Source organism: Paenibacillus chitinolyticus NBRC 15660, from assembly GCF_000739915.1.
Classification (GTDB): Bacteria; Bacillota; Bacilli; order Paenibacillales; family NBRC-103111; genus Paenibacillus_F; species Paenibacillus_F chitinolyticus.
On record NZ_BBJT01000021.1, the window covers coordinates 13,248 to 34,842 of the forward strand.

Genomic DNA, 21,595 nt, shown 5'->3' on the forward strand with positions numbered 1-21,595 from the left:
AGGGATTTCACATGCAGCAGCAAAATTATTTCAACAATCAGAACCAGCAAGGATTGCCTAACTTTAACCACGGCGGCCACGAATTTTTTGACATGCACGAGGTGCTTTCCGGCACGATCAACGTGCTCGACCAGTTTATGCTGTTCCGGACTTTCGTCAAAGACCCGGAGCTTCTGGACATCATCGACCGCCAGTACAGCTTTATCCTTTCCCAATACAACCTCACCGCGGAATGTTTCGCGACAGGCCGGAAGCCGAGCCATGAGACGTCCACGTACATGATGCAGCAGCCGACTAACATTCAGTACGGCATCAAGCCGAGCCAGCCCAAGAAGCCGAACCAGTCTCTGGCGGACGTGAAGGACGCGGGAATCAGCGGCCATATGCTCGGACTGATCAAAACGCACGCGTCTCTTCTGACGATGTCCGCCGCGGAAGTCACGAATCCGGTTGTCCGCCGTGTTCTTGCTTCCCAGGTGCAGAATTTCATCGAGCTGGCTTACGAGATTTTCCTGTACCAAAACAAACATGCGTACTACCAAGTGCCTCAGCTTCAACAAAACGATATGCAGAGCATGCTGAACACGTTCGTACCAACACCGGGCTACCCGCAATCGCCTATCGGCAATCAAGGCATTCCGGCGAATTTCGCTCCGCGCTACCAGTAAACATACAACAAACCCGGTTATGGCTTGCGTTAAAACCATACCGGGTTTTCTTTTTTTCAGAATGGTGCATTTTTTTGAAGCTGATTTTTCATCGCCATGAACGGGCACCGGGAAGGAGCTGTTTCATCGTCCCGCAGGAAATACTGCTTCCATTCCTGATTGTCCGGTTGTCCGTACCATTTTAAGGAAGGATGCACCGGCACGTCATCATAGTCCGCGAGTTTATCGCGGATTATTTTGCTGATATTCCGTCCGAACGCAGTCGTATCATTGATCTCATTGAAAACCCAGCGGGGTTGGAACGCCACAAGGAACGAAGAAAAGTGCCGGCTTTTGCGCTGCCCGTGCGCAGGTGTCGCACAGAAGGCGAAATAAGCCTGACCGGCGAAACAAAATTCCCACTCGGGCTTCGCCGGGTCCTGCGGGATATTCTCGGGCCAGGGGGCCGTGTCTTTGTCGTGCAACCGCTTGAGGAGGGACCAGAACAAGGTTTCGTACTCAAGAACGTCCGCGTGCTTTTTCAAGTCCTCCGGGGTTTCGAAAAAAATAACAAGCGAGGCGTATTTCCCCGTTTCACGCGAGCAGCTCCCATAGGCGTTCAGAAGCTCGGCCGTATCGGATACGGCTTGGGCGGTCCGGGGATCGGGCGCAAAGCCGTACCGGAGATTATTCGTGACGTACCCTTGATGTCCGGGCACGCAGGGGTACTTGTTCTCAGGGCCCGCGATCATCGCGGCGAATTCCCCGAAAGCCGTCCGCTGCCATTCCGGCAGCTCCATTCCGTGCTCCTCGATCCATATCTTGCTGCGGAGTTCCGCCATCTCTCCAACCCCTCTCCACACCATGCAGTGTATGAGATCGGATTAGAATAGGTGAATGCCCGTGCATTCCGGGGGTTACCGGAGGTAAACGAGGGTCAGCCCGCAAGCATCAGAAGAGCCTCATAGCCGAAGTAGAGTCCGAACAGAATCAGCGAAATCCCGGCGAGCAGGGAAGTGATCTGAAGAATCAGGGGGTTGCCGAACCGGTGAAAAGAGCTTGCGAAGAGGGCCATCGCGATATCCCAGATCATAAGGCCGACAAATATGCCGAGGCTGTGCCAAAGCGCCTGGCCGGGGTCGTGGCTCTGAGGGCTTTGGGCAAGAATGGAGCCGTATATACCCAGCCAGAAGAGAATGGTTAAGGGGCTCGTCAGCGCCATAAAAAAGCCGAACCGGAATGAGCTTATTTCGGAAGGAGACTCCCGCATTTCGCCGCTTTCATTCAGCTTGAGACTTTTCAGGGTCACGATTCCCGTGTATAGAAGAACAAAGCAGCCGAACAGCCACAGGAAGGTTTTCATAAAGGGGGTATCGAGGAAATGGGCAACGCCGAAATAAATCAGCAGCATGTAAAAAAGATCGGCAATCATTGCGCCCACTCCGACCAGCCATGCGTGAAGAAAGCCGAAGCGGACACCCTTTTCCAATTGGGCGGCATTGACGGGGCCTACGGGCGCGGATAACGAGATGCCGAGCACGACATAGGTTAAGAAGGCATTCAAAAAGCAACACTCCCCTTAGAGATGGATGACAGGTACAAGCGTACAAGTCATTGTATTCAGAGGATGTCCCGCTTAGAATAATTTACAAAATTTGGATATCAATTGGGGTGCAGACGTAGCCGTTGCAGATGCTTTCCGAAGCCGGACAAGCCGACATCGCGACCAGCAGATCCGTTTCCGCACGCAGGTCCACGTAATCTCCGGCCTTGGACAGCGGTCTTTTGACACGGATGGAACCGTCCGGCTGTATAACCGTGTGCATAAACAAATTGAACGGATAGTGCTGTTCCGGGGGCTCGATGCCGAACTGGGCGATGGCCTTGTTCAAGTTGTGGTAACAGCATGCATGATCCTTCTTCCGGTACGTGAACTCGTACATTTCCGGCCGGCAGGCGGAGTTGATAAAATCGTGCTGGCCTACCGTGTCGGCCACAATGGTGAGCAGCGGCGTATACCGGGTGGAATACAGGATGTCCCCGGGGGTTACTTTCATTTTTCGCAGAGCATCCATCGTGACGGTCGGGTCGAACTTCTCCGTGGGATTGTCCGCCCGGTAGGCGACGATATCGGCAACCTGCTCGCCTTCCACGTCCGTGATCCGCACGGTCTGGCCTTTGCCAAGCCGGAATCCGAGCCCTTCGGTTGCGGGAATCCGCCATTTTTGCGTGGACAAAAGAGGTCCTCCTCTGTATGGAAAGATTTTATTAGTATGGCTTGGGTCCCGTGGAGGTATTCGCCAGCGCTTGGCCGCGGTTAGAGCCGGAAAAAAAGGAAGAAAATCCGGCCTTAGCGGTTGTATTTGCACGCCCTTTTCCACCTTTAAAGTGAAGGGCTGACGCCCTGAAAACTTAAAGGGGAGTGAATATAAATGGCCTATACCTTTTCAACGGTCACCGCATCCAACGGAGTAAAGCTCTACTCGATTAAAACGAGTCCCAAAAACATTACCATCAAATCCATCGGCGCATCGAGCGTTGTCGGACAGACGGCTTACGGAGTGAACGGCGGGTATTTTTACGACGGTACGCTGCTTCAGATTGCCGTCAACAACAATGTAGCGGTGGCGCCCAACGGCAGCGAAAACGCGAAGTACGCCAGAGGTACGCTGGTATGGGACGACCAAAGCGGGGGGTTCTCCGTTCAAGTCGTTCAGAAGATGAGCGAGATTCAGGTGGCCAACAAAAGCAACTACTGGGCGCAGGGCGGCATCAGCATGATGCTGAAAAGCAGCGATTCCGCCTGGAAAACCCAGGCAGCCGCGGAGAATATCCAGAACCCGGACGGCGCGGCCAATCGGACCGCCCTCGTGTACAACAACGCGAACAATATTTGGCTGATCGTGACCGATTCGAAGCCGACAGCGGCCGCTTTCCGTACCGCGATCAAAGAGAAAATCGGCTCCGGAACGCTGTTGGACGGCATTTTCCTGGACGGAAGCGGCTCCTCGCAGTATAAAGTGGCCGAAGGCTCCTACGGCGGATCGGATGCCAAGCCGCGCCTCGTCTATCAGATGGTCGCTTTGAAGAGCTGAGAAATATGTAGATTTTTTTAACTCCGGCCTAAATTAGTTAATTTTTCTTAATAATCCTATTAAAAAATACAATTAATACCTTAAAAGACTCAAAATAAACGCTTTGAGTCTTTTTTTTCTTCACAAATAACGAAAAATGCAAAACATTCACTTACGAGGGTTAGATAATCGGAGCAAAACGGAGGAAAATTTTAGTAAAGGTGTGATGTATTCGCTTTATCGGATGATGTAAGAGTTTTACACTATTAGTAGATTAGACTAAATTAGATAAAAAGAACTACATTTCCAGAAGAAAGGAGATTATCGGATAAATCCTTTAACGCTGTAATGCGTGCCTTAACCGGAGGAGACCTATAGACAAAGAGAAAAGATAGGAGGAGTAGAGAGATGCAGATCCTGTTATACGTAACGACCATCGTTTTTTTGGCGTTCCAGCTCTTGTATACCTTTATTCCGCTGCTGTTCAGCAAGGTAAAGAAGCTGGAGGAAGACTTGGAGGAAAAATCGATTTCCGTTCTTGTGCCGGCCTACAACGAGGAACTGACGATCCGCAATTGTATCGAAGCGATGGAAGGCCTGAAATACCGGAATCATGAAATCATCATTATCAACGATGGATCGAAAGACGCGACTCTCCGGAGGCTCCAAGAGCTGCTGGATTTGCAGGAAGACGACCGGCAGGTCATGAAGGAGCTAACCTATCAGCCGGTTAGAGCCTTTTACCGCTCCCGGCAGTATCCCCATATTTATGTCATTGATAAAAAGAACGGCGGCAAAGCCGACTCCCTCAACGCCGGAATCGATTACGCCCTCTCGGACATCGTCATTACGCTGGATGCCGACTCGATGCTCGAAGCCCACTCGCTTCAATATGTGAACCAGTATTTTCACGATCCCGACGTCATGGCGCTTGGCGGTACCGTCAAGATTGTCCAGGGCGCGGAAAGAAAGGACGGGCAAATCCAAGAGAGATTTACGGGCAAAGGCCTCATCAAGAGTCAGATCATCTCCTATATTCACGGTTTCTACGTTAGAAAACTGACCCAATCGGCGCTTAATTCGATCGTGGTCATCTCCGGCGCTTTCGGCGCTTTTTACAAAGAGGTGCTCATCCAGGTGGACGGGTTCCGGAGCACGGTCGGCGAGGATATCGACATCACGCTGAAAATCCACGAATATATCAAAGCGAACAACCTTTCCAAAAAGCTCGTCTACGCCCCCGAGGCCGTCTGTTACACCGAATGCCCCGAGAACATGCCGAACTTCTACAAACAGCGGATCCGCTGGCAGAAGGCTTTTGTCGACTGCATCCTCATTTATTGGTCGGACCTGCCTCGTAAGTTCAATCTGGGCGTCCGGCTGTTTTTCGCCATTGACGGCTTTGTGCTGGGGACGCTGACGGCGTTCACGACTTTCGTCTATTTGTTCCAGCTGCTGCTAGCGGGAGACGGCATATGGATGGCGCTGCTTATCCTGTCGGCCACGCTGCTCATCAACGCTATTCAGATTGTCATTGCGCTCGCGCTCTGCAAGAAATACGGGAGCACCTACACGCTCAAAGACTATATCCGCATGTTTATTTTCAGCCAGCTGGAATTGCTGACGTACCGGAATGTGCTGCTCTATATCAATATTGTGGGGACATTCAAATATTTCGATAACGACGAAGGTTGGGGGTATGTCGAGAGAAAAGGAATCGCATCCATCTCCCGGAGCGTAACCGCCCCGCCTTCCGCACCCGCTTCCCCACTATCCCAGAGCTAACGGAGGAAACCTTTTATGAACAACGCAGTGCTCAAAACGAACCGGATCATTTACATCGATCTCCTGCGGATTCTCTCGATTCTCGCCGTGATCATTTTACATATTACCGCCACCCTGCTGACCAGCACGAACGATTTCAACACGGCCTCCTGGTGGGTGAGCAATCTGTTCAATTCCGCCGCGCGTTTCGCGGTGCCCGTCTTTTTTATGATCAGCGGGGCGATGATTCTGCGGTCGGAAGTCAAATCCTACAAAACGTTCTTCCTGAAGCGCATCATGCCGCTTTTCGTTTCGCTCGTAAGCTGGTCTCTGATCTACAGCATTTTCACCCAGTATTATTTGCAGAAAAGTACCATGGGCGCGGGGGAGTTCCTGCTCAGCTTCGCTTACAAGTTCATTCTGGACCGCAACTATATCCACCTGTGGTTCCTGTATGCGATCATTGCTATCTACCTGACGGTGCCGCTCATCAGCCGAATGGTCAAGGCATGCACCGAGAAAGAGCTGCGGTATTACCTGCTGCTCTGGTTTACCGTCAGCATCGCGTACCGCTTCATTACGGACTGCGTGCTGCGGATTACGTCGGAAAGCCTGTATGTGCCCATCATGAACATCCCTTTGTTTATGGGGTATCTCGGTTATTTTATCCTGGGTTATTATTTATTCCATTATGAAATATCGCCCAAGCTGAAGAACGTCCTGTTCAATCTGGGGATCGTCTCCTTCTTTCTGACGCCGGTGGCCACGTATTTCGCTTCCATGTACAGCGGGGTGCTGGACGAAATGTTCTACGGCAATTACTCCGTGACGACATTTTTCATGGCAGCCGGCCTCTTTATTCTCTTTAAAGAAAAGGATGCCGCGATCAGCGCCAAGGTGAACGACAAAGTCAAACGGCTCGTCGGCTCCATTTCCAAAGCGAGCTTCAGCATTTACCTGATCCACCTGCTTATCGAAATTATGGTCTCCCGGAGGACGGAGGTCGAAGGAAGCCTGGTCGAGACGACCATTACGCTTCTGTTTAACCTCGGCGCGGTTTTTGTGGTCAGCTACATTCTCGTGAAAATTCTCAATCTCAACAAAATCGTGACGAATGTCTTATTCGGCGGGAAAGGGTAACGATGAAAATACACCTGTATACGAAACTGTTCGTGGCGCTGCTGATCTCCGGAATGGGCTTTTACTTCTATACCACCAGTCAGGCCAAAGACCATAAAATCAATTCCGTCTACGTCATCCCGACCGGGGACAAGCTGGACGAGATCAACTTCGAGGAGAAGAAGATCGATATCGCGTTCTTGGCTTTCGCCCAGATAGGGGACAAGTACAAGGTATCCTTTCATCAAGACGAAGCGGCGGATGCCGAAATCAAAGAGAATATCAAAAAGCTCAAAAAAAACAACCCCAAAACGAGCATCGTACTCGCCGTAGGGGGATACGGGGCGGACGGCTTTTCCGACGCGAGTCTGCAGGAGAACCGGCGGACGTTTACCGACAACATTATTGCTCTGGTCAAAGAGCTCGGCCTGGACGGGGTCGATATCGACTGGGAATATCCGGCCTCGGATGCGTGGGGAACGCAAAAATCCCGCAGCGAAGACACGCAGAACTTCACGTTCCTGATGAAGGAGCTCAGAGAGAAGCTGAACCAGCTTCCGCATAAGAACAAGAAGTACATCCTGACCTTCGCGTCAGGGACGCAGGACTGGTACTTCAAGAACGTCGAGGTTAAGAAAGTGGAAAAATACGTCGACTACATCAACGTGATGAGCTACGATCTGACCGGCAAATGGTCGGATACGACGGGGCTCAACTCCAATCTGTACAAGGATGCGGAGAACAAATCCATAGACAGCGTGGACAGTATCGTGAAGCTGTATCTCAATCACCATATCGATCCGGCGAAGCTGCTGCTCGGGGTTCCCGCGTATTCGTACGGATGGGAGGACGTCAAAAGCGACGGCGACGGGGCGTTCTCCCCGGGCAAGCCGATCGACATCGACAAGACCGATCTCAGCTACAAGACCATCGAGAAGAAATACATGGACAAGAACGGGTTCAAACGGTATTTCGACGAGAAAGCCAAAGCCGCTTATTTGTACGACGGCGAAACATTCATCTCTTACGAAGATAAAGAAGCGCTCCGGGAAAAAATCGCCTACATTAAGGCGAACAATCTCGGCGGCGCCATGGTCTGGGAATATTCCCAGGATGCGGACGACGGGCTTGTGAAGTATTTGGGGGATCATTTGAACGAATAGGAAAAGGGAACGGACGCTTCAGAAGCGCACGGCTCCGGGCTGTCTCTCAGGAGGCGGCCTTTTTTACTGATCCGGGAGCCGGATTGCACGCTTCCGAACGGCGGGTTATATCCGGGGAGTAAATTTCTTGCCGATAATATAGCCGTCTTTATAGCCGTCGTCTCCAAAGAAATCTTTGGCCAGATGCAGATATAAGCGAGGATGAACAAGCGATAAAGAATCCGATTCCGAAGGCTGATAATCCTTGAGGGAAGCATAACGGCTCAGGGCTTCTTCTCTTACATAAAGCAGGGTGTTTTGTGCGTACCACCACTGGACATGAGCATTTTCCCAGACCTGCTTGCGGATACAATCAACGGCGACAAATCCTTTTTTGTTAAAAAGCTCCGCCCAGTAGCCCGGCCACTGCTCGTTGATATGGTTCTTCCCCCCTTGGTAAGGAATGGCGGCCGAGAATAGAACCGCATCCCCATGGGAGACGAGGGTATTTACATAAGTTTCGGCGGAAGCGTGGGGCAGATGTTCGCCGACCTCCAGGGAAACGACCAGATCATACTGCTTTCCGGAAGAAAAAAACGCGGCAAGATCATGTTTTCTGAAATTCTCTTTCGGTATTTGGAGCATATCCTCATTCACATAATCACCGTCCACACCCAGGATTTCCCGGACTCCGAGGTCTTTAAAAACAGAAAGCCAGGCGCCCGTGCCGCACCCGATGTCGATGACGGATTCCGGGTTAATAAGGTCCAAGAGAATAGGAACTATCTCGCAGGCCGATTTCCTGGACCCCTCCTGCTGCGACTTAAAAAAATCCGGGTCATACACGGTTTCGTTCATTTTTCTCACCACTCCTTTTCCGCTGGGAATCATATCAGCCATGTCAACGTTTCTCCTACCATTGAATCGGCATTAGTATTTTATGGTAAATTATACCTTGTTTTATCTATTGCTTACAATCGTTTGAAAATAGTTTACTTCTTTTATCTATTCGCACAAAAAAAGCGTCAGCTCCCCGGAGCCGACGCTTTTGGCGTTTCTATGTGCTTTTCCATCTCTGCATCAGGCGATGTGCCGCCGTTTTCTTCAGGTTCATCCCCGTAGCGTGCGAGCGCCCGCGCCGACGAATCGGCCATCCGCCACCGCAGATGCCGTCCTTCCACGACTTTTACTCTCATTCCGAGAAAACGGATTTTCGATAAAATGTATTCCGCGTCTTCCCTCATATAGGTCAGTCTGATCCGGTACAGATCGTTCTCGTCGTCATAGCTGACTTCCTTCTCAAAGCAGGAGAATGCGTACAAAATCCGCGACAACTCACGGTTATAAGTGCGGACGACTTCGATGACCGAGCTTTCTTTGCGAAGCCCGACGCTCTGGTCGAGCTTGGCGGTAATCTCCTCGTATACACCGTCCGCCGGGGCCTCGGCCTCCAGCTCAAGGATGCTGCCGAGCTTGGTCGCCATATACATGCGGTTCCGCAAGTGGTACCAGAGCAGGTACCATTCTTTCTTCACCATGGAGTATTCCAGTTTGTAAGGGATGCCGGACTGGCTCTCCATCGTACGGCCGTTTCGGATCCGGTAACTGAGCCGGATTCCCTGCCGTTCCCGCATAAAACGGCGCAGGGGGCGCAGAAGCGGATGGTACACCTGCTTGTCGGGGCTTTTGGCCTTCTCCGTGACAAGGGAATCCGTCTCCAGATCCGCCTCCTCTTCGAGAAGGCCGCGCAGCTTTGCCAGCGTTTCGGCCGCAAAGGCCTCTTCCGCAGCGGGATGCTTAAGAACGGATTTTAACCAGGTGCGCTCATGGGAAGTCAGCGCCACGACGCCGGACTCCTCCAGCCGGGAAATCATCTGGTAGTTAAAGATTTTCTCGAACAGGTTCATAGTAGGCGTGAATCTCCTTCCATTCCGCGATGAATTCCTTTCTAAGCTGCCGGGGAGCGAGCACTTCACAACTGGACCCGAAGCTGCGCAGCCATGGCTTGATCTCGGTCAGTCCGTTGACCGTAATTTCGTAGACGAACGATTCTTCGTTCTCTTCGGTGATCGTTCCCCATTGCCCTTGCAGCAGCACCCTCTCCTTGATAAAGTCGGCCGGAGCATCCAGCGGCCTGTAGAAACGCGCGCGAACCTTAACGGGGCCGGATGTATCAATGAGCCAACTGTAGCGCGTTTTCTCTTCCAGTTCCGCAAGCTTGCGCCGGAATTCTTCTTCCGGGACCGGGTTCTGCTCCTCGATCTGGGTGAGTCCTTCGATGCGGAACTTCATGATCCCCTGCCTGGCGTCGCTTGCGAGCAGATACCATCTTCCGTACTGATGGTCATACACGACCTTCAGCGGAAGCACATGCGCCTGTTTCCCGTTGGTCTCCCGTTCGAACAGGGGATTCGTATTGCGGGAGGCATAGCTTTTGTGCGTTTTCGGCGAAAAATACAGAAACCGGAGCTTCCTCCGCTGCCGGATCGCCTGAAAGAGGGGGAACAGATGCGCTTCGTCCAGAATGCGCGAGTAATAGTGATATTTGTATAAAAAAGGCTCGGCGATCGCCGTTTCCAGCCCCTGCTGCCGGATCGCTTTCTTGAGGCTATCCCGGAGGAGATAGCCCTGCACGGAAGGAAGCCGGGTATTCGCCATCACGTCCGCAAAATCGTACAGATCCAGAAGCTCCTCCCGGCTGAGCTGCCGGATCAGATCGTTATGCAGCCGGTACCGGTAGGGGCGGCCGCTCCCTTCTTTACGGATCACGCCGACTTCCTCCAAATATTTGAGGTCGGAGCGGATCGTTTTCTCGTCGGGCAGAGGGACGTCGTCCGGCATTCCGCCACAGCATGCGTCGATCAATTCTCCGGCGGACATGGCCTGGTCCTGCTCCTGCATGACCGCCAGCAGGAAGGGCAAACGCCGGCTTTCGGACTCCTTCATCGACTTTGCCCGGTAGAGGAAGAGGAGCAGAGGATCGGACGATTCATAGTAATTGAAACGGAGCATCTCCGCGAATTCCCGGCCCTGTTCTTCGGCCAGCGGATAAGAGACGGTGCTCGCTATTTCTTTGAGCCGGCGAAGCGTTTTATCAAACGTATGTACGGAAATGCCCAGACGCTCGGCAAACTGCTGCCGGCTGTAGGCGCCGCTCGTCAGAACAAGCAGACGAAGGAACTGGATTTCTTTATCGAAGCTTTCGCGGGCCATGGTCCTCCCCCATCCTGTTTTTATTCCCTAAAATCTGTCATCTTTTCATTGTATCAAAGGCCGGTGATAGGGGAAACGGAAACTTTCTCCCGGCATCGTAATACTTTCGCCATGTTCCGCCGCCGCCGGATGAGTCATAATGGGGATATGACAAAGACAAGGAGAACTTTCTTATGGCTATTGTTCAGCTTAGCTCGACAAATCCGCAGTTTTCGTACCTTATCCGCAAAAATCCGGAATCCGGCATGCTGCTCCGACCGGTCCGCAAAGGCATAGCTTACGGCTGGTACACCGGCGAGAACACCTTTAACGTGTATTTTAAGGACGCGGACAACGAAATTTCCTACAAACAGCATGACAAGGAAGAATTCGAATACCTCAATGTGTCCCGTTACAATACGCCGCTGTTTCCGCTTAACGCATGGAACGAATTTTTTACGGCTCCGCTTAAAATACGGGACGAACGGGATTCGGAAGGCTTTACGCATACCGTCCGGATTCCAATGATTCATATCGAAATGATTCGGTACATTCATTTTTTTGAAAAGCATCTGCCGGATTTTTCGTTCGAAATCGCGCATCAGGCGCATAAAACCTACTCCCTGACAGTGACGACGGGTCTTAGCCTGTATCACCTGCTGCATGCCGTCAGCGTGCTCTGCCTGTTCTTGTCCACGTTCGGCAACGAATATATCGACATTTCCGAGCTTCTGCTCGAGAAGTACATCCGCAGCGTTCAGGTGATCGACGCGCCGTTTTATATCCGCAGTTTGTTCGTGAGGAATTTCCTCAATTCGCGTGAGCGCTTTAAGAAGTATAAGGGGGAGCTGGAAAAAACGGACCGCTACGAAATCGATTTCGATTTCGGAGGAACCGGTCATCAGAGGCGGACCTTCATCCGCGGGCAGCTTCCTTTTGACAAAGCGGTTCTCGATATCGGATGCGGGGAAGGTTTTTACGCCATCCCGTTCGCGGCTAAACTGGAAGACACTTACTACGCGGTGGATATCGATGAAGCAGCGCTGGAAACGGTCACCCGCAAGGCCCGGGCCAAGGAACTGGATAATCTCGTTCCCCTGCCTTCGATCAGGCATTTTCTCGACCAGTATAACGGAGAAAAAGTCGATGTGATTCTGACGGAGGTCATTGAACACATGAGTCCCGAGGAAGCCCAGGCACTGATTTTACAGGTTTGTGCGGAAGTGGACTTCGACCGGTTTATCATTACGACGCCTAATGCCGATTTCAATCCCTTCTATGAACTGGACGGCTTCAGGCATCCCGATCATAAATGGGAGATGGGCGAGAAAGAATTCGGGCAGTGGATCGACGGTTTTATCGGGGCTGCAGGCTGCCGGGCCGAACGGGCGGCCATCGGGGACGGAGTCAACTCCATCCGCACGACACAGGGCGTTATTTTAACGAAAAAGGAGGCGTAACCCGTGAACATTCAAACCCGCGTCCATACGATTTTCATGCTGGTCGGTTCGACCGAATGCGGCAAAACGACTTTCGCCAAGGAGGTTCTCATTCCCGGTCTTCAATTCGAGGCTTCCGATAAAGCGGTGAAAGCGAACGTCCAATATTTGTCCTCGGACCTTATCCGGCAGGAAATTCTCGGATTCGATTACGATAAATACGATCAAATTATGCTGGAATCCAGCGGCCAGGCTTTTCATCTCTTGTTCGAACGGCTGAAGATGGCGACTTCTTTTCCCGTCAATGCCGAGTTTGTGGTGGTCGATACGACGGGACTGGCCGAGGATTTCCGCGAGAAGGTCCGTGCTGTGGCGAAGGAAAATAACTACAACCTGGAAGTCATCCTTTTCGATTACCGGAAGCGGCACGATTATTATGCGTCCGAACGGTCCAAGAAGCTGATTACATCGCATATCAACCGGCTGAAAAAAGACGTGATGGGTTCGCTCTCCCGCGAAGGGTATACGAAAATCCACAAGGTGCGGGCCAAGGACTTCTATTCCCCGGATACGGGGGAGGCGAATGGAGCCTACACGGTCGAAATCCTCGATCTAGATGAGTATCTTGCAGCTGTGCTCCCGCAGGGGTACGACTGCATCATCGTCGGGGATGTCCACGAATGTGTGGACGATCTGAAAGGACTCCTGCTGGACTACGGCTTTAAGCTCAGCGGCAATTCATTGGAGCTGCCGGAGAAGCTGCGCCATACGAAAATCGTGCTGACGGGAGACTGGATCGATAAAGGCCATCGTACGAGAGCCGTCGTGGAGTTCCTTTACGAAAACCGTGAACACTTCTTGTTTGTCCTCGGTAACCATGAGAACTTCGTGTTCAAATATTTGAAAGGCGAGATCGGCGGCGTGGAGGAGGAACTGTTTCATTCGTATTTCACGTCCGTGGAGACGTTGAGGAAGGATGCCGAGCTGCTGCGGAAATTCAACGAACTCGTCGAAATTTCGAAGCCGTTTTACCGGAAGGTGGGTACCCGGGGGCCTTCTTTTTACGTGACGCATTCGCCGTGCCGCAATAAATATATCGGGAAGCTGGATGCGAATTCGGCGCGTCATCAGCGTAATTTCAGGCTGGACCGGGAAGAATCTTTCGAAAAGCAGCTCGCTTTTGTGAAGGAAGAAGCGGTCAGGAATCATCCGTATCACGTATTCGGTCACGTTGCGGCGAAGAACGCGTTCCGGATCGGGAACAAAATCCACGTGGATACGGGCTGCGTGAACGGCAACAAACTGACTGCGGTCAGCCTGTCGTTCAAGCCGTTTTTCAAATCGCGCAGCGCGGAGGCGTCGGTACTGCCGGAAGATCTGCCGGTTCTGTTCCGGGAAGAGCGCAAAGTGACTCTCCAGGACCTGGACGCCGAGGAACTGAGAAGGCTGCATTACTGCTCGAGGAACCGGGTCAACACCATCTCGGGAACCATGTCTCCCGCAGACAAAGACGAGACCGCCGGGGAACTGGAATCACTGAGGCAGGGTCTGCGCTACTTTGCGGATCATGGAGTGCATCAAGTCGTGCTTCAGCCCAAATATATGGGCTCCCGATGCCAGATCTATTTGCACCGCGACCCCGATCACTGCTATGGCGTCAGTCGGAACGGCTACAAGATCAAGGGAGCCGATTTAAGCGATATTTTTAGAAGCCTGCTGGACAAATTCGATTCCTATATGGAAGAAAACAAAATAGCCGTGCTTCTGCTGGATGGCGAGCTGCTTCCTTGGCACGCTCTGGGCGAGGGGCTTATCGAGCGCCAGTTCAGGCCGATCGAGAAGGCGCTGGAAGCGGAGCTGGACTTTCTGAAGGCGAACGGCTTTGAGGAGGCGTTCGGCAAACTTGCGGAGGCTTACACGGCAAGCGGCTTCGAAAAAGATCAGTTCACGATGCCGAAGGCCCGTTTAAGCGAAAAATACGGTGCGAGCGTCTACCAGAACTACAAGCACATGCGCGGTCTGCTGGAGAAGCGGGTCCCGCTGGAAGAGCATGAGGCCGCCTACCGTACGTATAAAAGGCAGCTGGAGCTTTACGGGGAGGCTGGCGAGCCGGAATACAAGCCGTTTGCGATCCTCAAGTTGATATACGAAAACGGCGAAGAGCAGCTTCCGCAGATGACGACGTCCGAGGCGTACGGATTTTTGTCCGGGGATGAGTTTCTTCTGCTGAATTTGGGAGACCCGGACAGCTATGAGAAGGCGGAGGCTTATTTCAAGAGTCTGACAACCGATTTTCATATGGAAGGGGTCGTTATCAAACCGGAACTGCCCGGCAGCGAGACCGTGCCTTACATGAAAGTCCGCAACGGGGATTATTTGACCCTCGTTTACGGGTACGATTACCGTTTTCCGCACAAGTACGGCAAACTTATGAAGCAGAAGAACATCAAGCTCAAGCTGCGGACCTCGCTGAACGAATATCGTCTGAGCAAGGAAATGCTTGCCGTGAAATACAGCGATATATCGCCGGACAACGAGGCGTATAAGAAAGCGGCGGCCAATGTGCTGTTTGAAGTGGCGAAGGAGAAAGAGATCGACCCGAGGCTGTAGAGCAAATAAACCGTCCTGACGTTTTCGTTAGGACGGTTTTTGGTGTGGACTGTCCGCGGTTCGGGCAGCCGAGCCGCCAGCAGCGTGCGGTTGACTGCTGTCGCCTGCCTGTCAAAAGCCAAGCGGGTACGGATGCTATGCCGTCGGCGGCTCTCGGTCCCAAGCGGACTGCCACAAAACGGCCTTCCGGTGACGTAGGCTTGACCCGATATCGATTAGCCGCTGATTGCGGCTTCCCCTATACAGAAGCGCCGGGTCCCGGAGCTCCTCCACATACCGGCCGTCTACGAGCACTTGGCAGCGGCTTAGCAGACCGAATTCAACGCTCTCCGGATTTGCGGCGAGTTCTTCGTAAGTATAGCCGCTGTAAATCCAGACGTTGACGGTGCCCGCTCTCTGCCGGAGACGGTCCAGAAATGAACTCACCTCACCGGCGGAAAAGAAGGGATCGCCGCCCAGAATGGATATGCCGTCGAGTAGGGGGTTGCTCTGAATTTCGGCGATAATCCGCTCTTCCCAGTCAGTTCCCATGGGCGTGCCGTAATCGAAGTCCCACGTCCTGGGGCTGAAGCACCCCCGGCAGTAATGCCGGCAGCCGCTAATATAGAGAGCTGTCCGCAGCCCCTCGCCTTCGTCAATGGTCTCGGGTGCATAACCGCAAATATTCATGGACTGTGTTTCACCCGGTCTCTGACCTCGGCCTGCTTGGCCCCGTTAAAGCGAGTCTGGTAGTCTCCGGTCAGATAGCCGGTCACACGACGCAGGCGGCGGATATGTACGTCCTTTTCATGACTGCCGCAAGCAGGACAAACGGCACCGATAATGCCTTCGTAACCGCAAGCACTGCAGCGGTCGATGGGATGATTGATGCTGAAATAGCTGACCTGCCGGGAAAGCGCAAACTTAATGATTTTGACAAAGGCGGGCATGTTGTTGCGGGCATTCCCATTCAGTTCCACGTAGGTGATGGCTCCGGCGTTGCATAAATCGTGGAACGGGGCTTCCAGACGGATCTTTTCCGCCGATGTCATCGGATGATACACGGGAATATGAAAAGAGTTCGTGTAATATTCACGGTCAGTGACACCGGGCAGGCAGCCGTAAGCTTCCCGGTCCCGCTTGGTGAACTTGCCGGACAATCCTTCGGCAGGAGTCGCGAATAGCGTAAGGTTGATGTTCAGCTCCTCGCTTTTGGCATCGCAGAAATGACGCAGATAACGGATCAGCTCGATGGCTTTGGCGTACACCTGCGGGCTTTCACCGTGGTGAGAGCCGTACATCGCTTTCATGCATTCGGCTAGGCCGATGAATCCGATAGACAGGCTGCCGTGTTTGAGCAGGTCGCCTACAGTATCGTCGGGATCAAGCTGTTCCCCGCCTTCCCAGACGCCTTCCCGCATCATGAAATCCGATGCTTTAGTCTTCTGGGCGGCTTGAATGCCGAAACGGTGCAGCAATCCGTCAAGAGCAATCTCGAGATAACGAGTGAGTTTGCGGTAAAACCCCGCTTCATCCGCCTTACTGCGACGGCCCGAAACGATGCCGTACTCTATGCCGGGCTTCACCAGATTCAGCGTATTGAAGGACAGATTGCCTTTGCCGGACAAACGGTTCCGGCCGAATCGGTCGGCGACAACCCGGGTACGGCAGCCCATAGTGGCGAACTCCGTATCGGGATCGGCCGGGTCGTAGTGTTCGAGGTTGAGCGGGGCATCCAGATTGGCGAAGTTCGGATACAGCCTTCGCGACGAACATTCAGCCGCTTTCAGGAACAGGGTGTAATTCGGGTCCCCGGATTCCAGATTTACGCCTTTCTTGCATTTGAAAATCTGAATAGGAAAAATCGGTGTCTCCCCGTGCCCGAGTCCTCTCATCGTTGCTGTTAAAATGGACCGAATGACCAACTGCCCTTCGGGGGAAGTACAGGTCCCGTAATTGATGCTGGTAAACGGGATTTGTCCGCCTGCGCGGCTGGACATGGTGTTCAGGTTATGAATCAGACTCTCTGCGCCCTGCATCGTCTCCTCTTCGGTCTCTTCAAGCGCATAACGATAAGATTCGGGGCATAATACCCGCAAATCCGCCCGGCTCATCGAGATGCCCCGCTCGTCGTCTACCGGTTCGTTCTCGCCGAAATATCGCAGCGCCTTCCTGAAATGTTTGGCAAACGACTTGGCCACATAAGGAGCAAGGTCGTGATCGAGCTTATTGGCGGAAACACCGCCGTACTGGGCGTTCTGCTGCGATTGGAAGATGATGGCGACGAGCGCCATCGCCGACGAGATTGAGTTTGGCGGCCGCACGCTGCCGCTGCCTGTATCAAATCCTCGCCGAAGCAGTTTGGCGAACGGAATAAACATGCAGTTGGTCGTTCCGAGTACGTACTGGTCCAGATCGTGCACATACAAATAATTGGCGTCTACAGCCTGTACCAGAATCGCAGGCATCGTAAAACGCCGGGCGTACCATCTGGCATACTCGCTTCCGAACTTGCTCATTTTCCCCGAGAAACTCTCTCCGTTCAGATTGGCATTCTCGCGCAGAAGATCGGCATCGCTGCCCTCCATAATGGCGTCTCCCCATTGTTTTATTTCCTCCAGCATGGCATCGGCGTTGCCCAGGCCCGTCCTGTCTAACAACGACATGTAGATGTCTCCCTTCCCAAAACAGCAGATTATTACCGGTAAGAGGTCTCCCATTCAGATTGAGAGTTTTCATCTCCTTAGACCTAAAACACTATATATAGATGTTTTCGTTTAATCTAGCACACGATCTAGTGTTTTGGTGTCGTTTAAATCACAGACAAGCAAGGCCCGTCCTTCCGCAGGCGGAATCCCTTCATTTCGTGTATATTGGAAGATGTACGTTATCACCCGCACCTAAGGAGTGTCCGCAGTTGAAAAACCTTCTCGTAACCGGCTACCGGGCGCATGAGCTGAACATTTTTAACGAAAAGCATGAAGGCATTGAATATATCAAAAAATCGATCGCAGGCCGGCTGGTCCCGCTCATCGAAGACGGGCTGGAATGGGTGATCACGCCGGGACAATATGGGGTCGATCTGTGGGCATGCGAGGTCGTGATCGGACTCAAGAAGGAGTATCCCCAGCTGAAGCTTTCGATTCTGACCGCCTACGCCAACCCGGAAGAGAAATGGAAGGAAGACAAGCAGGAGTTTTACCGCGGCATCCTGAAGGACGTGGATTTCTACGGAGCCGTCAGCAAGCAGCCGTATGCCGGCGTGTGGCAGCTTCAGGCACGGGACGACCTTCTTCTGCGCAAAACGGACGGCCTTCTTCTTTTTTATGACGAAGAAGCGGGCGAGGGGAGTCCCCGTTTTATGAAAGAGCGGGCCCTCAAGAAGCAGAACGAAGACGGATACGCCGTTATGATCATCACGCCCGAAGAGATCCAGGACATAGCGGACGAAGAGAACCGGGCGGATTTTTACTGACCGCATCCCGGCCTATATGACATTTATCATGTGCCCTCATGACGTTTATGACTACTGCGCGCAAGCGGTTATCTCTATAATGGGGGTAGAATAGCGCGCTGATGCCCGGTGATTGACCCCGCGTCAGAACGAGGAGGACACATAAGAATGTCTCAGACGAAAGTTATGAATTTGAAAAAAGATGTCGCCCCCTACGAAAAAACCGATACAAAATCCAGTATCCGGCAGATTTTCAACACGATTGTGCCTCTCCTCCTGCTGTGGTATGCGGCTTACGCAAGCCTTTCCGTCTCCTACTGGATCACGCTTCCTCTAACTTTAATCACAGCCGGGTTTGTCATCCGGACGTTCATCATATTTCACGACTGCTGTCATCAGTCTTTCTTTAAAAGCCGCCGGGCGAACGATATTCTCGGCACGATTACCGGCGTTCTGACGCTTTGTCCGTACGAGCAGTGGAAATACAGCCACTCCGTGCACCACGCCACCAGCAGCAATCTCGACAAGCGCGGCACCGGAGACATGTGGGTGCTGACCGTGGAAGAATACGCGGCGGCTCCTTGGTTCCGCAAGGCCGCTTACCGCATCTACCGCAATCCGCTAGTCATGTTCGGCCTCGGGCCGATTGCCGTCTTCCTGATCCAGTACCGTTTCAACCGCAAGAAAGCGAAGCGCAAGGAACGCATCAACACGTATGTAACCAACATCTTGATCGTGCTGCTGTATGCGCTGATGTGCTGGCTGATCGGCTGGGAGGCATTCGTGCTCGTGCAGGCGCCGGTCTTCTTCGTCTCGGGACTGCTGGGCATCTGGCTCTTCTATGTGCAGCACCAGTTCGAAGATTCCTACTTCGAGAAGGAAGACGAGTGGAGCTACGTGAAAGCGGCCGTTGACGGCAGCTCTTACTACCAGCTTCCGAAAGTTTTGCAGTGGATCACAGGCAACATCGGCTACCATCACGTTCACCATCTGAGCCCGAGAGTGCCGAATTACCACCTGGAAAAAGCGCACAATTCCACGCCCCCTCTACAAAAAGCGACGACCATCACGCTCCGCACGAGCCTGCAGTCTCTCCGTTTCCGTCTGTGGGATGAAAAAGGCAAGACGTTCGTAAGCTTTAAAGATGTCAAACATGTGCTCCGCACGCCGGGAGCCGCAAGTGATGTCCTGAAAAATCGGAAACCGGGTTTCCAGGGCGAATAACCCCAAACTTAACGGTTTATGCTAAAATGGATGTAAAATGGCGCCACAGAAAAGGTGAAGAGACCATGCAGAATTGGATTCGAATTTTTCAGAAAAACACCGGTCTCAGTCCTTATGTGTGGGTAGTCTTTTACATCCTTCCTTTTTATTTCATATTCAGTTCGGGTTCCACCCTCAAGAACGTCTTCGGCATCGGCATGATCATCGTGTTTTTCTGCTGCTATGTGCTGTCCGTCGTATCGAAGGGGTGGCTTGTGTATTTCTGGACGAGCGTCCAGATCGTCGTTTCGATCTCGATGACGGTGCTGTTCGGGTATGTGTATTTCTCGCTGTTTCTCGCTTTTTTTATCGGGAATATCCATAACAAGATCGGCTTCTTCACCTTCTATACCATTCATCTGGTAAGTACGATCGCTACGATCAATTACGGGTTTGTCACGCAAAATCCGGTCTTCATTACGCAGCTGCCGTTCGTGTTGATTTCCCTGATCGGGGTGATCTTGCTTCCGGTCAATACGTATACCAAGAACAAACGGGACAAGCTGCAGGAGCAGCTGGAGGATGCGAACAAGCGGATTGACGAGCTGGTCAAGCTGGAGGAACGCCAGCGGATCGCCCGGGATTTGCACGACACGCTGGGGCAGAAGCTTTCTCTGATCGGACTCAAGAGCGATCTGGCGGGGAAGCTTATCGCCAAGAATCCGAGTCAGGCGCGGGCCGAGATTAACGATGTGCGGCAGACGGCGCGGAGCGCGCTGAAAGAAGTACGCGAGATGGTGACCAACATGCGCAGCACGCGGGTCGCCGAGGAAATGTTTCGGGTCAAGCAGATTCTGAAAGCGGCGCAGATTTCATTCAAGCTGGAAGGCGACCCGAAGCAGATCGACGCTTCGCTGATAACGGAGAATGTCGTCAGCATGTGCCTCAAAGAAGCGGTCACCAATGTGGTCAAGCACAGCGGTGCCACGGCCTGCACGATCGTGATCGAACCGTCGCGGACGGACCTCGTCGTCAAGGTGAAGGACAACGGGAACGGCCGGGCGGAGCAGTTCGATTATTTCCGCGGGAACGGGCTGCGCGGGATGAAAGAACGTCTGGAATTTATTAACGGCACGCTGGACATTGTCTCCGACGGAGGGACCACGGTCGTCATGAAAATTCCGATCGTCTTGAAACAACCGGCAAAGGAGGCGGGGGAATGATTCGCATTGTGATCGCCGAGGATCAGCGGATGCTGCTGGGCGCGCTTGCTTCCCTGCTTAATCTGGAAGAAGATATGACCGTTGTCGGCGTCGCGGGCAACGGGGAAGACGCGCTGAAGCTTGTGCAGGAACACAAGCCGGACGTCTGCATCATGGACATCGAAATGCCGGCGAAGAGCGGGCTGGACGCGGCCGAGGAGCTGAAAGGCTCCGGCTGCAAGGTCATCATCCTGACGACGTTCGCCCGCTCCGGCTATTTCGAGCGCGCCATGAAGGCCGGCGTGAACGGCTACCTGCTCAAGGATAGCCCCAGCGAAGAACTGGCGGATTCCATCCGCAGCGTAATGGCGGGCCGGAGGCTCTACGCCTCGGAGCTGGTGGACGAAGCGTACAGTGGGGAAAATCCGCTGACGGAGCGGGAGAAGGAAGTGCTGCTTCTGATCGCCGACGGCAAGAATACGAAGGAGATCGCCAGCCAGATGTACATTACGACCGGGACGGTCCGCAATTACATCTCGGTGATCCTCGACAAGCTGGACGTGAGCAACCGGATCGAAGCCATTACCCGCTTCAAGGAGAAGGGCTGGTTCAAATAAACCGGAACGGACCTTGTCCGATCCCGGAGCGGCTCGATCCGTGCCGGACCAATATTTCCTTTCCGCAAACGCGTGTCCTGTGAAAATGGCGCAGACGCTGCGGAAAGGTTTTTTGCTTTCCGCAGCACGGAAAGCGGGAATAAAGGCTCAGGC

19 protein-coding genes are annotated in these 21,595 nt (G+C 52.9%); 11 read left to right on the top strand and 8 right to left on the bottom strand.

Features of this window, described 5'->3' with window-relative positions:
- The first annotated feature begins 11 nt into the window (after nucleotides 1-11).
- Complete coding sequence (locus tag PCH01S_RS27670) at nucleotides 12-668, top strand: spore coat protein (protein WP_042235363.1); 657 nt, start codon at nucleotides 12-14, stop codon at nucleotides 666-668.
- A gap of 56 nt (nucleotides 669-724) precedes the next feature.
- Here PCH01S_RS27670 and PCH01S_RS27675 read toward each other — a convergent pair whose 3' ends face one another.
- From PCH01S_RS27675 to PCH01S_RS27685, 3 genes are all read right to left on the bottom strand, one after another.
- Nucleotides 725-1,489, bottom strand: a complete 765-nt coding sequence (locus PCH01S_RS27675; protein WP_042235365.1) for a YqcI/YcgG family protein — start codon at nucleotides 1,487-1,489, stop codon at nucleotides 725-727.
- A 95-nt stretch (nucleotides 1,490-1,584) separates the two neighbouring features.
- On the bottom strand, nucleotides 1,585-2,211 hold the full coding sequence (locus tag PCH01S_RS27680) for a LysE family transporter (RefSeq protein WP_042235367.1): 627 nt from the start codon (nucleotides 2,209-2,211) through the stop codon (nucleotides 1,585-1,587).
- Nucleotides 2,212-2,293: 82 nt separating this feature from the next.
- Nucleotides 2,294-2,884 (bottom strand): DUF1989 domain-containing protein, encoded by a 591-nt coding sequence (locus PCH01S_RS27685; RefSeq protein ID WP_042235369.1) that lies wholly within the window; start codon nucleotides 2,882-2,884, stop codon nucleotides 2,294-2,296.
- Nucleotides 2,885-3,079: 195 nt separating this feature from the next.
- On the opposite strand from PCH01S_RS27685, the gene PCH01S_RS27690 reads away from it, so the two are divergent.
- The 4 genes from PCH01S_RS27690 (at nucleotide 3,080) to PCH01S_RS27705 (ending at nucleotide 7,767) form a co-directional block, all read left to right on the top strand.
- Nucleotides 3,080-3,742, top strand: a complete 663-nt coding sequence (locus tag PCH01S_RS27690; protein WP_042235372.1) for a phosphodiester glycosidase family protein — start codon at nucleotides 3,080-3,082, stop codon at nucleotides 3,740-3,742.
- Nucleotides 3,743-4,129: 387 nt separating this feature from the next.
- Nucleotides 4,130-5,506, top strand: coding sequence for a glycosyltransferase family 2 protein (locus PCH01S_RS27695; protein ID WP_042235374.1), 1,377 nt, complete (start codon nucleotides 4,130-4,132; stop codon nucleotides 5,504-5,506).
- Nucleotides 5,507-5,521: 15 nt separating this feature from the next.
- The gene (locus PCH01S_RS27700) at nucleotides 5,522-6,625 is read left to right on the top strand and encodes an acyltransferase (protein WP_042235376.1); all 1,104 of its coding nucleotides are present in this window, start codon (nucleotides 5,522-5,524) and stop codon (nucleotides 6,623-6,625) included.
- 2 nt (nucleotides 6,626-6,627) lie between these two features.
- Entirely contained in the window at nucleotides 6,628-7,767 is a 1,140-nt protein-coding gene (locus PCH01S_RS27705) for a glycoside hydrolase family 18 protein (protein ID WP_042235378.1), read from the top strand.
- A gap of 105 nt (nucleotides 7,768-7,872) precedes the next feature.
- Here PCH01S_RS27705 and PCH01S_RS27710 read toward each other — a convergent pair whose 3' ends face one another.
- The 3 genes from PCH01S_RS27710 to PCH01S_RS27720 all read right to left on the bottom strand — a co-directional run bounded on the left by PCH01S_RS27710 (nucleotide 7,873) and on the right by PCH01S_RS27720 (nucleotide 10,959).
- Nucleotides 7,873-8,646, bottom strand: a complete 774-nt coding sequence (locus tag PCH01S_RS27710) for a class I SAM-dependent methyltransferase (protein WP_241688742.1) — start codon at nucleotides 8,644-8,646, stop codon at nucleotides 7,873-7,875.
- 125 nt (nucleotides 8,647-8,771) lie between these two features.
- Nucleotides 8,772-9,653, bottom strand: coding sequence for a WYL domain-containing protein (locus tag PCH01S_RS27715; RefSeq protein ID WP_042235380.1), 882 nt, complete (start codon nucleotides 9,651-9,653; stop codon nucleotides 8,772-8,774).
- Nucleotides 9,628-10,959: a helix-turn-helix transcriptional regulator gene (locus PCH01S_RS27720; protein WP_042235382.1), complete on the bottom strand. Its 1,332-nt coding sequence runs from the start codon at nucleotides 10,957-10,959 to the stop codon at nucleotides 9,628-9,630. Before PCH01S_RS27720 ends, PCH01S_RS27715 begins: the two co-directional genes overlap by 26 nt.
- A gap of 173 nt (nucleotides 10,960-11,132) precedes the next feature.
- Here PCH01S_RS27720 and PCH01S_RS27725 point away from each other — a divergent pair, with 173 nt between their 5' ends.
- Both PCH01S_RS27725 and PCH01S_RS27730 read left to right on the top strand, forming a co-directional pair.
- Complete coding sequence (locus PCH01S_RS27725; protein WP_042235384.1) at nucleotides 11,133-12,398, top strand: class I SAM-dependent methyltransferase; 1,266 nt, start codon at nucleotides 11,133-11,135, stop codon at nucleotides 12,396-12,398.
- Between the two features lie 3 nt (nucleotides 12,399-12,401).
- Nucleotides 12,402-14,987: a metallophosphoesterase gene (locus tag PCH01S_RS27730; RefSeq protein ID WP_042235386.1), complete on the top strand. Its 2,586-nt coding sequence runs from the start codon at nucleotides 12,402-12,404 to the stop codon at nucleotides 14,985-14,987.
- A 135-nt stretch (nucleotides 14,988-15,122) separates the two neighbouring features.
- Here PCH01S_RS27730 and nrdG read toward each other — a convergent pair whose 3' ends face one another.
- Both nrdG and PCH01S_RS27740 read right to left on the bottom strand, forming a co-directional pair.
- Nucleotides 15,123-15,656: an anaerobic ribonucleoside-triphosphate reductase activating protein gene (nrdG, locus tag PCH01S_RS27735; RefSeq protein ID WP_042235388.1), complete on the bottom strand. Its 534-nt coding sequence runs from the start codon at nucleotides 15,654-15,656 to the stop codon at nucleotides 15,123-15,125.
- On the bottom strand, nucleotides 15,653-17,632 hold the full coding sequence (locus PCH01S_RS27740) for an anaerobic ribonucleoside triphosphate reductase (protein ID WP_042235390.1): 1,980 nt from the start codon (nucleotides 17,630-17,632) through the stop codon (nucleotides 15,653-15,655). The genes nrdG and PCH01S_RS27740 overlap by 4 nt, the downstream gene beginning before the upstream one ends.
- A 251-nt stretch (nucleotides 17,633-17,883) precedes the next feature.
- On the opposite strand from PCH01S_RS27740, the gene PCH01S_RS27745 reads away from it, so the two are divergent.
- The 4 genes from PCH01S_RS27745 to PCH01S_RS27760 all read left to right on the top strand — a co-directional run bounded on the left by PCH01S_RS27745 (nucleotide 17,884) and on the right by PCH01S_RS27760 (nucleotide 21,442).
- Nucleotides 17,884-18,441 carry a DUF1273 domain-containing protein gene (locus PCH01S_RS27745; RefSeq protein ID WP_042235392.1) on the top strand — a complete coding sequence of 186 codons (558 nt, stop codon included), beginning with the start codon at nucleotides 17,884-17,886 and terminating at the stop codon, nucleotides 18,439-18,441.
- Nucleotides 18,442-18,588: 147 nt separating this feature from the next.
- Nucleotides 18,589-19,644 (top strand): Delta(5) desaturase DesA, encoded by a 1,056-nt coding sequence (gene desA / locus PCH01S_RS27750; protein WP_042235395.1) that lies wholly within the window; start codon nucleotides 18,589-18,591, stop codon nucleotides 19,642-19,644.
- A 65-nt stretch (nucleotides 19,645-19,709) separates the two neighbouring features.
- The gene (locus PCH01S_RS27755; protein ID WP_042235398.1) at nucleotides 19,710-20,846 is read left to right on the top strand and encodes a sensor histidine kinase; all 1,137 of its coding nucleotides are present in this window, start codon (nucleotides 19,710-19,712) and stop codon (nucleotides 20,844-20,846) included.
- Nucleotides 20,843-21,442 carry a response regulator transcription factor gene (locus PCH01S_RS27760; RefSeq protein WP_042235400.1) on the top strand — a complete coding sequence of 200 codons (600 nt, stop codon included), beginning with the start codon at nucleotides 20,843-20,845 and terminating at the stop codon, nucleotides 21,440-21,442. Before PCH01S_RS27755 ends, PCH01S_RS27760 begins: the two co-directional genes overlap by 4 nt.
- Nucleotides 21,443-21,595: the final 153 nt, after the last annotated feature.